The 14,234-nt window shown below is 35.0% G+C and carries 8 protein-coding genes; 7 read left to right on the top strand and 1 reads right to left on the bottom strand.

From position 1 onward, the window contains the following. Positions 1-10 precede the first annotated feature (10 nt). Together RWN13_RS15215 and RWN13_RS15210 are read left to right on the top strand one after the other, a co-directional pair. The gene (locus RWN13_RS15215; RefSeq protein WP_314065351.1) at positions 11-4,159 is read left to right on the top strand and encodes a TIGR02680 family protein; all 4,149 of its coding nucleotides are present in this window, start codon (positions 11-13) and stop codon (positions 4,157-4,159) included. 3 nt (positions 4,160-4,162) lie between these two features. After that, the gene (locus RWN13_RS15210) at positions 4,163-5,428 is read left to right on the top strand and encodes a TIGR02679 domain-containing protein (RefSeq protein WP_314065350.1); all 1,266 of its coding nucleotides are present in this window, start codon (positions 4,163-4,165) and stop codon (positions 5,426-5,428) included. 586 nt (positions 5,429-6,014) lie between these two features. Here the strand turns inward: RWN13_RS15210 and RWN13_RS23680 are convergent. Continuing rightward, entirely contained in the window at positions 6,015-6,239 is a 225-nt protein-coding gene (locus RWN13_RS23680; protein ID WP_399553681.1) for a transposase, read from the bottom strand. Between the two features lie 1,509 nt (positions 6,240-7,748). On the opposite strand from RWN13_RS23680, the gene RWN13_RS15205 reads away from it, so the two are divergent. From RWN13_RS15205 to RWN13_RS15185, 5 genes are all read left to right on the top strand, one after another. Next, positions 7,749-8,606, top strand: coding sequence for an Rgg/GadR/MutR family transcriptional regulator (locus RWN13_RS15205; protein WP_314065349.1), 858 nt, complete (start codon positions 7,749-7,751; stop codon positions 8,604-8,606). A gap of 397 nt (positions 8,607-9,003) precedes the next feature. After that, a complete protein-coding gene (locus RWN13_RS15200; RefSeq protein WP_314065347.1) occupies positions 9,004-9,204 on the top strand; it encodes a hypothetical protein in 201 nt (66 codons plus the stop codon). A gap of 417 nt (positions 9,205-9,621) precedes the next feature. Beyond that, positions 9,622-12,393: a type 2 lanthipeptide synthetase LanM family protein gene (locus RWN13_RS15195; RefSeq protein ID WP_314065346.1), complete on the top strand. Its 2,772-nt coding sequence runs from the start codon at positions 9,622-9,624 to the stop codon at positions 12,391-12,393. 1 nt (position 12,394) lies between these two features. Then, the gene (locus RWN13_RS15190) at positions 12,395-13,117 is read left to right on the top strand and encodes an NAD(P)H-dependent oxidoreductase (RefSeq protein ID WP_314065345.1); all 723 of its coding nucleotides are present in this window, start codon (positions 12,395-12,397) and stop codon (positions 13,115-13,117) included. A gap of 88 nt (positions 13,118-13,205) precedes the next feature. After that, positions 13,206-14,222 (top strand): lanthionine synthetase LanC family protein, encoded by a 1,017-nt coding sequence (locus RWN13_RS15185; RefSeq protein WP_314065343.1) that lies wholly within the window; start codon positions 13,206-13,208, stop codon positions 14,220-14,222. Positions 14,223-14,234: the final 12 nt, after the last annotated feature.

Genomic DNA, 14,234 nt, shown 5'->3' with positions numbered 1-14,234 from the left:
AAGTGGAGCGATGTTAGAGGGACAACAATGGGAAATTAGCCGAGTGGGTTTAATTAATTTTTGGTATTACGATGAACAGTTTTTTGAATTTGCTGATGGGAAATTACTGTTACGAGGCTCGAATGGTTCTGGTAAATCTGTGACGATGCAAAGTTTATTGCCAGTCTTGCTAGATGGACGTACCACTGCGAATCGCCTAGATTCTTTTGGGAGTCGCGATCGACGGATGGAAGATTATTTATTGGGTGAGGAAGAGGTAAGTTCTGCTCAAGAGCGGACGGGTTATTTAATGATTGAATACCGTCGCAAAGGCCAAAATCGTTATGTAACCACGGGCATAGGTTTGCAAGCCAGACGTGGAGATACTCTCAACAAATGGTTTTTTGCGATTACCGATAATCGGCGAGTGGGTCATGATTTTAGTTTGTTTGATCAGAGTAGTGGTGATCGGGGCATTCCCTTGTCAAAGCGTCAGTTGATCAATCGCTTGGAAGACGGGGGCCAATTATTTAGTAAGCCCCGTGACTATCAACAGTTTGTTAACGAAACGATTTTTGGTTTTGAAAATTTGGCGGCATTTGATGATTGTATTAAGCTACTCATTCAACTGCGAAGTCCTAAATTGTCGAAGGAGTTTCGTCCTTCTGTGATTTACGAAATTTTAACCAATGCCTTGCCTAGTTTAAAAGAAGACGATCTTTTGCCTTTGTCTCGAACGCTGGAACAAATTGACAGCAGTCGCTCTCGTTTAGAACAGTTTGAGAGAGAACAACAGGCTCTTAAAAAGTTGACTGTTAGTTATGAGCGGATGTATCGGGAACGGTTGACGATGATCGCTGATCGGCGTCAGGATTATGGTCAAAAAGTTAAGACGATTACGGCGGAGCATCAGGTTCAGTTGACGTTGAAAAGCCAGTGTCAAGAGCGCTTAGCTGAGTTGACGGAAGAACGTCGGCATTTGTTGGAACAGCTCGTGGTCTGGCAAGAAGAACAAGATGAATTAAAGGGACATGAAGCCTATCAATTGCTTAAGCGGGCCGAAGAACTGAAGCAACAGCTGACGTATAACGCTCAGGATTTAGCAAGCCAAGAAGGGCGTGTGAAACAGAAGGAGTCTAATCTGTTTCAATTGCGAAACGATTTAGAGCAGCTAGAGATGTTATTATACGACGCTAAAAAAGAAGCTGGCGATTATTTATTTGCTTTAGGCGATTTTGCCCAAGTTGCAGGTTATAGTGATCAGCATCAGCAGAATTTACAGCGTTTTGAGCGGCAGGGGGATAATCAATCTCAACAGTTGAAGTATTGGTATCAGCAAACCCAACAGTTTATTCAGTTGTTACGCCAAGTATTGGATTTGATCAAGGAACAAGAAAGCATACAGCGACAGTTAAAAGAGCTAGATCAACGTTTGGGTCGCTTAGCCGAAAAAATTGACCATCATCGGAAGGAACAGCGTCATTGGCTTCAAAGTTTTCATGATGAGCGAGAAAGGACTGTTCAATTGCTTGGCAATTGGCGGGCACAAGCCCCTTTCAGTTTGTCAGACGAGTTGTACCGCAAGAGTTTGCGACAATTGTCGGTGTTGTATGAAGAAGTCACTCGGTTTGAGGACGTGTTGCAGCCGATATATGAAGGGGTTCAATTAGCTCAACAGGATCTTAATAACCAACTCTATCCCTTGCGGGGGCAATTAAAAGCCACGACTGAAGAGATTGCCGAGAAACAAAGTGAACAAGAAGCTTGGCGCAAAGACAAGGATCCGGAACCATGGCGCTCAAAAAAAAGGGTCGCCAATCGGACCAGTTTAAAAGCCCAGGGAATCACCTTTGCTCCTTTATACTCCTGTGTTGATTTTAAAGAGGACGTCTCTCAGGCTCAACGAAATAAGTTGGAGGGTGCCTTAAAAGCGAGTGGGATATTAGATGCCTTACTGGCTGATGTCAGTCTTCCTGCGCTAGTAGACGATCGTCAATTAAATCCACTGTCTGAGGTTCGTTTTTCAAGTGTGCCGACCTTAAGCCAGTATTTAAAAGCCGAGGGTGAGAGCGCTCTGCCAGTTAGGTTGATTGAAGAAGTCTTAATGTCCATAGATGTTTATTCTGATTTGGAAGTGGATAATGAAAATAAAGCTTGGTCCCTTTCCTTAGGGGGAGATTATCAAGCCTTAACGATGAAAGGCCAGGCCCCTGACAATTATCAAGCCTCTTTTATTGGACAAGCCAGTCGTGATCGTTACCGACAGGAAAAGATTGCCGAGTTAGAGCAGGAGATTCATGTCTTAGAAGCAAGTCAGGCTCAACTGGAAGCCTCCGAGCAGCAATTACTAGCTGCCTTGAAAGAGATTGATGAAGCCGTCACTCGCTTGCCTGATGACCGCAATATGGCTGTGGCTTATGGTGAAAGTCAAAAGGCTCAGCAACAAGTTGAGTTAATTGACGGGCAAATCAATCAGACGCAACAAGAATTGACTCAGCACCAACAGCTGACCACCCAGCTGGCGATTCAAATTAACCAATTGATGACTGGCATTAGTTTGGAGAAATCCCGTGGCGCCTTTGAAGAGGCTTTGGCTAACATGGATGATTATCAAGGTACCTTTAATGACTGGCAAGGAATCGTGATGGCCATCAGCCATCATCTAGATCAAAGCCAACAAAAAAAAGACCTAATCGACCATCAACAACAAGATTTACAATTTGATTACGATAACTTGCAACAACTTAAACGGAAAGTCAGTGGATTGGAACAACAATTGGCGTCCAATCTAGAACGGCAGCAGTTAACCAATGTGGCAGAAATTGAAGCCCGCTTCCAACAAGTGTTTGAACTGATTCAAAAGGGCAGCGAACGTCGAGAGGCGATTGTGCCAGAGATTATGGGCGTCACAGAGGAATCAAGTGTGACGGCTAAAAAGGTTGAACAATTGGCAAGTGATCTCGCCTTTTATCAACCATTTGCTGCTCTTTGGCAAGAGATGTTTGCCGCTGAAGCTGGTCGATATCCCTGGTCCACTGATCAGACACCAGAGAGCTTAGGTCAAGCCTTATTGAGTCATTGGCAACGGGGCGACAATCGTTTAAATCGTTACCAAGGAGACTTTGATAGTAAGCACCGTGAATTGGAGGGGGACTTACTTGAGTATCGATTAGACGTGCGAGACGAGCCGATTTTAGCTGAGCCGAGCTGGATGGGAGCCGAGGAGGTCAATGATGACTTTACATCGGAAATTGAATTATGGCGTCATTTGAATTATCAGCGAATTTTACGTTTGGATGCTGAAGGAGCTTGGCGCTCACCTTATGGCGTCTTAGATTCCCTAAGGGCTCAAATTGAGCAATCACAATTGATTTTGCGGAAAGGCGACGAAGAGCTTTTCGAAGAAATCATTTTGAACTCTGTCGGTAAAGTTTTACGGGCCCTAGTTAGCAAAGCCCAGAAATGGGGCCATGATATGAATAAAATGTTAGAAGGCCAGGACAACTCATCTGGTTTAACCTTGTCGATTAAATGGCGTCCTAAAGGGTCTGATACGGAAGAGGAATTGCCGACGGCCGAGTTGGTCCGTTTGCTGCGGAAAGATACAGGGTCTCTGAAAGAGGAGGACTTAAACACGATGAAACGCCATTTTCAAGCTAAGATTGCGCGAGCTAAAAAGATGAGAGATGAATCGGAAGAGGACGAAAACTTGTATCAGGTACTCCAACAAGTTTTAGATTATCGAGATTGGTTCAGTTTTGAACTCTCCTTCCATCGGGAAAATGAAGGAACAAAACCGCTATCGAATAATTATTTTAATAAGTTTAGTGGGGGTGAGAAGGCAATTTCTATGTACTTGCCACTCTTTACAGCCGTCTATTCTCGCTACAAAGAGGCCCGCAACGATGCCCCAATGATCATTACCTTAGATGAAGCTTTTGCCGGCATCGATGACCTTAATATCGCCCAATTGTTCAAAGCTACGGAGCAGTTAGGGTTCAATTATATGATGAATTCTCAAGCTTTGTACGGGGAGTATGAAACAGTTTCTAGCCTAAATACTTATGAGTTAATTCGCAGTCGAAATGCTAACTTTGTTTCAACCATACATTATCATTGGAACGGTCGTTCTAAAGAATTGATTTTGCCAGATTCAATGTCAGGTGAGGGTGTGTTGTAAGTTATGGAGGAGATTGTCAATTATTTTAAAGGCAAGCCAGCCGTGTTAGTGGTGTTTAAGGAGCTCTTAGTCAAATATCGTAGCCACGGTGCTTTTACAGGGACCATTGCTAAAGCAAAATTTGCGAAGGTCGATCTGGCGCCGCTGTTAGCTTTTATAGGCATTACCGATTGGCAGTGGCAGGAGCAAAAGAGTCTTAGTGTAAAAAAATTTGTGATAGCGTATGAAGAAAGTCGGTTTGCGGATGTCCCTCTGATTGAGGTAGTTGAGCGCCTTCTTGGTCAGCAAGTTTTAACGAAAGAGAGCATCGCAAGCTCCAAAGAACAAGCCTTTCATTTGTTTCAAAGAGAGATTAATAATCAGTTTCCCAAGGCATTTAAGAGTTTGACCCATAGTCAGTGGCGCAGTTTTTATCAGCAGTACCAACTGGAGCCAGCCAATGTGATGACTAGCTTCAAGCAGGTAGCCAAGGCGCTTGATCGATTGCCTAAGAGCTATACTAAAATACCCTTATTTGCATATGAGATAACCGGTAACCCTCATGCCTTTGACAGTGATCGCTTTTCTGGTCAATTGTTGCTCACAATGCTGAGCAATCTCGATGATGGGCGTAGTGGTGAGTTTTTAACAAAGGTTGAACGAGAACAAGCAATCTACGGGCGGGTTTATCTGTTAAAGGATGATATTATGAATTTTGTGGCGATTTCAGGTTTGTTAGCTAGTGATAGACAGGGTGAAAAAGAGTTGTGGCGCTCAGCTTGTGAAGAGGGGCTAGTTTGGAATGTCCCAGTAAAACACTTATTAAGCGTGGCGCAAGTGTATCCGAAACTCGGTAAGACGATTTTTTTAATTGAAAATTCAGGTGTTTTTTCGATTGTCTCAGATATTTACCCTGAGTTACCTTTAGTTTGTACGAATGGTCAATTTCGCTATGCAGTCTGGTTATTATTGGAGTTGTTACTGAAAGAGGGAGATTTAAGGCTAGCCTATAGTGGTGATTTGGATCCGGAAGGGTTGTTGATGGCGGACAAACTTAAGCAGCGTTATGGTCAACGAGTCATTTTTTTAGGAATGACTCGCCAGTTGTATCGTCAGCACAAACAACTTGTGCCAATCTCAGAACAGCGTTTGAAAAAGCTAAACAAACTTATAGATTCAGATCTAAAAGAAATCAGCTTAGAGATGATATTAGCTAAAAAAGCTGTTTATCAGGAAGGCATTTTGCCAAATTTATTAGCTGAAATAGCTGAGTTGGTCATCGAGGAATGAGAAAGAGTTACCTAAGAGCGGTTATTATTCATCATGGTTACTAGACTATCATCGCTGGTAAAAACCTTCCAGACTTTGATAGGGTTTCAGCCTGTAACCTCTTGAAAGGTTACAGGCTGAAATGATTTTAAGATTGATCGCTTTAGTAATTGTTTAGAGGGTCGAGGCAATTGATTGATAGAGTCGGATAATGTATATGTTAATTACGTCTTTAATCATACGAGCACGTTTAACAAAGGGCGTGGTTTTACTGCTTCATGTAGATCAACCATTTGTCATTTATATTCTTTGATAAAGGTCCGACATACTCGTTTTGACATTAAAAATTCCTTCAGTGTGTTTTATTGTGCATACCTTATTTTTCTATCCAGACAGTTGTAGCCTATTCAATATGAACAGTTAAAAATCGAGAGTCAAGGTTTGCTAAAAAAATCCAAAAGGAGATTCTCAATGACTCAACACACAAAAGAATTCAAATAATCAATTTTAGTTTATCGAATCAATCAATTACTATAATCGACTTATGTCAAAAAAGAGAAGCTGAAGAAAAAGTATTTTTTTTGGTAACGCTCAGTGACGTTGATTATCACAGTCTACCAGTCTCTGGAGGAAATGAAATACCAAATTGTGCGCAAATGGTTCTTAAATTGTAAGCGAGTTGTGTTAAATGGTGTTCTGCTACGACTCGTGTGGCGATAAAGTAGTTCATACTATTGAGTCTATAATTATCTTTAAGATACGCATTAACACGCTCGATGGATGGCCGGTCTTTATAGTGCTTTTTCCATGTTCGGAATAGTTGATTATACAGGACTATTTTTATGTAGATGGTTGGTTATTTTCTTTCCGAATGCAGGGCTAGGGTATACTGATAAGGAGGGAAGGTTCCAGACAATTTGGAAGAAAGTAAGAGGAACAATGATTTATGTAAATCAATAAATTTTCAACATAAATGATTCTCATTTCTTTCATGGAGCTAGCATTTTACATTTTTAAATACTGGTGATTGCCCTAGCGCCAATAAATTAGATGACAACTACCAGTGGCTTTAGTGCTGACTTGAGCGAAATTTCATAACTGAATTTAAGTAAATATGCGTTGATGAAGTTGGCCAAGATTGGCACTGGGGAAGATGCCCAGTTTTTTAAAGAAGCCCTAATCTCTGGATAGTGGACATTTGGGATTATTTGATGAGCTATTTCCTCGGCAACTTGAAGTTCAAGTTAATTAAATTAAATAAGCGTAATCGTGGTTCTTAACTTAAGAATACCTTGATAACGCTTATTTGTCATTCTATTTCATTAGACGCAGTTTTTGAGTGACCCACTCTTTTTTGCTCAAAGCGATTAGCTAGAATTGCACGAGGATGTAACAATCAATGTGATTATTATAGAACTTGGCGCTAAGGAGTGTGCTGATAATGAACTTACTTGATTAGAGTGGCAGAAACTCATCAGGCTATCACTATTTGCGAAAATCTAAGGGAAAACTGGTCATTAAGCGCAGATGCTGGAAATACGTTACACCATATGCCCACATATTCCATACTGACTTTGCTACACACGACTATTAAAGATAGTAAGTTGAAAAGCAGCGAAATCTATCCATTTTATATTTGTTATTATATTTTTTTGTTAAAAAATATTATTGATTTTTGTTTACTTTTTTTGCTCTATAGCTAGTTTTATTTTGAACACGTTTTAATTTCAAAACATATATCTATAAAAAATAGTAGTCAATTAAATAAAAATAGCAGGACATAATTGTGAAGAGAATTTTTTAATTTTTTGATATTCATTTTTCATATTTATTTTTGTCATTACACACAATTAAACGATGTTATTTAAACGATTACATCATTGACAAGGCTTCAGAGGCATCGTACAATTATAATTATTAATAATGTTATAACAAATCATTGAATTGGAAGTTATTGAGAATAGGCTAAAATCGAATAATATATTTCATTTGTTGAATTCGAATAAACAGAGTTTAATCAGATATCAATTGGTTTGATAAAAATATTTTACTCGTATTAACAGAGACTTATCAAATTATGGTGAATACATTAATCTCTTTAACTTTATTAGTGTGAGACATCTATTAAAGTAATATACCAAAGCCATTCATCAAGTAATAATTTGGTGAATGGCTTCTTTAAATTCTGAAAGTAAGCGCTACAGGAATATTAATAACCACCACCACATATTTATCACCTACCTTTTAGATTAAATTTATCATCATAAAGTCAATAATAATAAATATTTTCTAAAAAGGTGAATAGGTTGTGAAAACGACAATAATTATTAAGGAGGGGACTATGAAACTTGGTGAAACCATAGAACTTGTACGGAAGGGGAAAGGAATATCAATTAAAGATGTCATAGGAAATCAAATATCGAGATCAGCCTATTATAGGTTTGTCAACGATGAAGCAGATACGTCAACTAGCAATCTAAATTATTTGCTAGATACACTGAATATTTCCTTAGAAGAATTAGGGAACCTTGGTTACTCTGGGGAAAATGTTGATTTACAACAGATATCTTATCAAATTAAGGATGCTTTTGAGGGCAAAAATGTAGAAAAGCTTCAACAGATTAAAAAACTTTATAGGGGGAATGAGTTTTTTACAAGTAAAGAACATCATCTGTTTTGCCTCGCAGATATATTAATCAGGAGGTTAGAAAATAAAAAAATTGATATTTATGAGAATGATTTGTATCAATACCTAATTTCTATTGAATCTTGGACCCACTATGAAATCGTACTATATAATAATATAATGTATGCTTTTCCACCCGAGGTTAATAAGCTTATTCTTGAGAAAGCTATTATTGGCATGAAAGAATATTCTTTAAAAACAAGATACAAAAATGAGCTGTTTAGGTTGCTAGCAAACAGTGTCATACTATTTTTATTCAGTAATGATATAAAGGAAGCATGGAAATATGTATTAAAAATGAATGAAGTTTCTCTCACTGAAGATGCAATTTTTGAAAGGATTATGAAAGTCATAATCAATGGAATTGTTGAAAAAATTTTAGATCCGAGTTTAGAAAATAATGAGGTGTCTGATGCAATCACAGTTTTTGAAATGTATGGTTCTACTAATACTTCAGCAATGAATAGAAATTTAGTTGAGAACATAGAAAAAATGTATCAAATAAAATTTTAAATGGGATGTGTCTTAAACGCACTATAAAGTGGGATTAAGGCACATTTTTCAATTAAATCTGAATTCGTATTATTATTGAATTATCATTTAATATGATAAATGAGCCATTACTAAGTTGGTTCCAATATTGATGAAAACTAGTTTTTATAACAAAGTGCAGAGTTGAAGGAGTATTTAGTTGCTTTAACTACTTTAAGAAGAACTCATCTTTGTTGAGATATTAACTCTAGTAGCTTATGGTTCCTGCACAATAAAACTAAAGTTAAAATACGACTAATTTTTTTTAGACGTCGTAAGACGCAAAGTAGTTACTAGAGAGGTTGATTCATGTAATTTTCAGTATCTTAGTCTAGGTAATTTTTACCTTAAAAATAATAAGAAAGGAAGTGCAGTGCTTATGGAAGCGACATTGGAGAAAAATACTAGTTTGGAGATTAATGTGGATGAATTGACGAAATTAGCTAAAATTGGCAACAATGATTATTCAGAAATTGATGATCCGTACACTTCAGCTGTTTTTTGTTCAGTTACTGTTTCGTTGGCACTAAGTCCATACGTTTCAGGTGGTATTAGTATGGCTCTAGGTTGTCAGAAGTAGCCTTACTTCACAAATAGTAATTTCCTAGATTCTTTGGAATATTTAACGAAAGTATCATAAATAATTAGCTCAACAATATATTTTGGGGATTAATACAGCCTTGTGTCACAATGTAATTTGAGCTTTTTGCTGCAATGTTGGTAAATGAGTGTTTCTTTAAGATGTTAGTTATGTGTTTTAAGACAATAGGTAATATGCCTAGACTAAATTTTCTTGGGTCTAGTTAACATTTAACTAGAGAGTCTAAAATGTTGAATTAACATCCAAATAATTTATAAGGAAACTTCCTGTGTAATGAGGGAGTTCAATTATATAGTTATATATTGAAACGTTAACATATCAAGGTTAGAAGAGATATTAGTTAATGTGTTTCGGGAATCTGGGTTCACTAATACAAATCAGAAAGAAGGTATGCATATGTCAACCAATCTTGAATTCTATTATTGTTCAGAATTAATTACTAAGTTTATTCTAAAAAAAAATTCAAAAGAATTAGAATCTTTTGAAAAAAATATTGCTTCAAAATTTTTAACAATCATTAAAAGTGACTTAGCTATGTTTTGTCATAATATGATATTTGAAGTACTTATAGACTTTTATCATTTGAAGAGGAGGAAATCATTACTAAGAGGAAGTAATACTGATCAGAGGACATATGAATATAGTGAATATTTTAAAAGGCATGTTAATATAGAAGGGTTCTTTAGTCATTATCCACTTTTGTATGAACGATTATCTAGTCAATTACTTGCATTTTGCAAGTATTATTCGGAAATAGTTGATAATTATAATGAGAATAAATCCATTATTAGAGCACAATTTGGTATGGAGTTTGGCGAAATAAAAAAGATAGATTTAGGCGTAGGCGATCAACATAATGGCAAATCTGTTGCTATTGTTCATTTTGAAAATGGAAAACTAGTTTATAAACCTAGAAATTCCAATACAGATAAGTTCTTTTATAATTTCATGGATTTGTGTTTATCTATTGGTGTAGAGAAAGAACGAATTGGTATTGATTTTAGATTTCCTATATTTTTCTCCGACAGTGATTATACATGGCAAGAGTTTATAGAACATAGTAATTGTTTAAGCTTTGAAGAAGTACAAAATTACTATTATAGAGCTGGCTGCTACTTAGGTGTATTTTATCTCCTCAAATCATTTGATTTACATTATGAAAATCTAATTGCAATGGGAGAGTACCCTGTTTTTATTGATTTAGAAACAATTATTGGTGCAAGTAAGGATGTAAGTATTGAGACCAAAATGATGGGAGGTAAAGATTTAAAAACAAGTGTTCTATCTACTTCGCTATTACCAATAGTGGATCGACAGTCTCCTATTGATGTTAATGTTAGTGGGTTATTTATGAGGGCACAGACTTCTAAAGAAATATATATCACTAACGTTAAAAAAGACGATGAACTAGACTGGATTTATACGAAAGAAAATGCTACTATTATTCCTTCTAAAAATCAGGTAGTTCATGGTAACTCAACTGTAGAACCTAATCAAGTTTCTGAATATTTGATTAAAGGCTTCTCAGATATATTAAAGAAAATTTTCCAGAACAAAACTGAGATTATTAGTACAATAATGAAATGGGACTTAAGCAATACTATTTCTCGCCAATTATTGAGACCAACACGTGTATATAGTCTTTTTATTTCTGCTTTAAATAATCCCAAAGTTTTGAAGAGCAGAAATGAATATAATAAAATTTTAGATGTTTTTACTGAAAATTTCTCAGCGGAGAAATTTGGTTATTTACGACTAGAAGATGAAATCAAACAAATGGAAAATATGAGTATTCCCATGTTTTATACCTTATTAGATGAGAGGAATTTGTTTAATTCAAATGGTGAACTAGTTTGTTCTGATTATTATCAAGAAACACCAATACAGACTGTAACATCAAATATAAACAATTTAGATGTGGAAATGATTAATTACCAATCAAGAATTATTGAAATGTCGTTGGTTACTCTGTCTACTCCTGATGAAGCTTTAGTATCTAAGGCAGGGGTTAAGAATAGTACTCTAAGAACTGAAATTATGACTACTAAACTAGAGAAGGAATACTTTTCCAATTTTGACTGTAACACATTCAGAATAGGCGAAGGAGCCGAAAGTTATTATTCTTTAATTCAAATTGATAAAAAAAATTTGATAATTAAAGGAACTGATTTTGGTTTATATGATGTCGGAGGGAATATTCTATTCAACTTACTGTATGGTTCTAATGAAAAAGACTTAGATAGAATATACATAGCTGAGAAATTATATAGTGGTTTGATGATTCATTTTAGTAAAGAATATTTTAATCAAAATAGTGATATTTTTTTAGACGCTAGTGTATTCTCAGGAATAGGAGGAATTCTATATTTAGCATACTACTTTAATTCTATTTTGAATGATAGAAAGTACTTCCATGATTGTGAATTATTTGTGTCAATTATAAATAATGAAGTAGACAATGTTTGTGAAATAGATTTTCTAACGGGTCTATCTAGCTTAGCTTTGCTTCTAGTTAGATTACATAAAAATGATAGGGGTCTAGTTGATAAAGCATTGATAATTAAGATTGAGAAAAAATTACATCTATTATATTCCACTAAAAAAAATACGTTGGATGATAGTTTTTCCCATGGGAAATCTGGAGTATGCGCTGCATTTTCCTCTTTATATAGCATTACTAAGAACCAAGAAACGTATAACATTATTTACGATTTTTATAGACGAATCATTTTTACTGATAATTATAGTTGGTGTAGAGGTAATGCTGGAATTTTAAATTCTATGATAATTGTATTAGAATTTATTGATAAAAGAGACGATTTGTACAAAAATACAGAAAGAAAATTTTTGTTGGAAATTAGGAATTACAAGAAATACTTAGAAATTGATAACTTGAGTATGTGTCATGGAATATCAGGAAATATTAGTACATTGATTTCAGCTAGCAAATATGTTGAATCCTCATTTGAAATTAATATAGTTAACGACATATTAAATTTACGAACTCCAGACTTATTTACCTCAGAATGGTACAAAGGATTTAAAGTGAAGTCGGATTCATTTATGCTAGGTATTCCAGGTGTTATTTACGCTAAAAATAGATTGAGTGGTAAATATCCATCGATATTAGATTTTGAACTGATTAATGACGGCTGGAAGGAAGATTAATATGTTGAAACTATTTGCGTTTTCAGGTTGCTATTGTAATCCGAATTCTACAACTAATTTTGCAGTTGAGGAACTATGTAGAATTTTGGAAAAATCTATAAATCAACCTATTGAAAAATATTTCAAATCAGCAGCAGATCTAAAAATAGAGTTTAACCCGGGAACTGGAATCGATTTTTCAGAAGGTAGAACGGCTGTGGACGATGATATGAAATATATTGAAGAAAAAATTTTGTCAAGCAGTATAGTTGTATTTGCTTCACCAGTTTATTTACATCAAGTTTCTGGAACAATGAAAAATTTTATTGATAGAATAGCTTATTGGGCACATTTGATAAAATTATCAGGCAAGATTGGAATAATAATCAGTGTTTCAGACAGTAATGGAAATAAACCAGTTTCAGATTATCTAAGACAAACAATGGAGCATTTAGGAATTTCAATCGTTTCTAATATTTCATTGAAATCAGGAGTACAAAGTAGAGAGGCAATTAAAAGTATTTTAAGATATGAAGCTACTAAGGTAAAGAAAATATTATTAGAAGAACAATTTCCAATAAGTCGGTTGCAAGAGGACAAGTTTAGAGTGCATAAGGAATTATACTCAAAAGCCAATAATAATGTAGTAATTTCCTCAGAGCGAGATTATTGGAAAGAACAAGGAATGCTCGATTTCCCTGATTTTAGAACCTTTTTTGAGCATAAATGGTATGAAAACAAATGAGAAATATTTTATTAAGAAAAGCCGATGAAATCAATGAATTTTATAAAAAATAATTATCAATAACCCGAATATTAATGCGAATTTAAGTATGTTATTTATTTTATTGCAAGAAGAAGAGAAAGCCATTTTTAATTTTGAAAAGTCTATCGAAAAAATTAAATGGTTTACTGGACCCTCTTTAAATAATGGTATATTAAAAATAGCGTGCATAGCAAACATAATAAATGCAAACTATGGAACTCATGTAAAATTAAGTGGAAAATTCAACGAGTCTTTAAATAGGATTTTAAAAAACAGCAAATTTCCCAATAGACTTCAACTTATTGATAGTCTTGATGGCTTTGTTCCTGTAGCAAGATATTTGCTTTCGATTGGGAAAATTGATTTTGATTTGACTAAATTTAATGAGCAACTTATATATACACTTGAAAGACCTTCGCTCTTAAAAAAAAGAGGCAGGGATATAAAGGAGCCAGAATCATATATAGATTTAGGTGTTCCGCATGGCCTTGCCGGAACATTATTTTATCTTTCAGACTTATCAAGAGCCAACTTGTTAAATACAAGATCGATGAAAGTAATTGATGAAATATTCAATCTCTATAACCGGAATTTTAAAATTATTAAAGAGAAAAAATATATTAATTCCATTGTAACAAGTGATCAAAGGTTTATCCGATTAGAAGATATATTATTAAAAAAAAATTACTTTTCTTGGTGTTACGGAACTCTTGGGATATATAATTCGTTGATGTATGCAAATGGTAGTTTTAATAATGAAATTTTAAAATCACTAATAAGTGAAATAAAGCAGCAGATAAAAAACGAAAAAAAGATTATCAGCAGAGAAATTGATGATTATGGATTTTGTCATGGGTATTCAGGAACGCTGTATATGCTGAATAAATCAGATTCCAATTATTCCTTTGACAAAGTTTATTCTAATTTAGTCAAATATATTGGAGCATTCCATGTACATGATAATAATCTTCACGAATTATTATCATCTCTTCAGGGGTTTATGTCATCCTGTATTATTTCCTCGTTATTATTATTGGATGATTTTGAAAGTATAAAACAATTTGAATTAATGTACTTACTGTAGAGTTGATTGAGG

It is taken from the genome of uncultured Vagococcus sp. (assembly GCF_963518325.1).
GTDB lineage: Bacteria > Bacillota > Bacilli > Lactobacillales > Vagococcaceae > Vagococcus_D.
The sequence above is the reverse complement of the archived record's forward strand: the minus strand, read 5'-3'. Positions and strand labels throughout refer to the sequence as shown.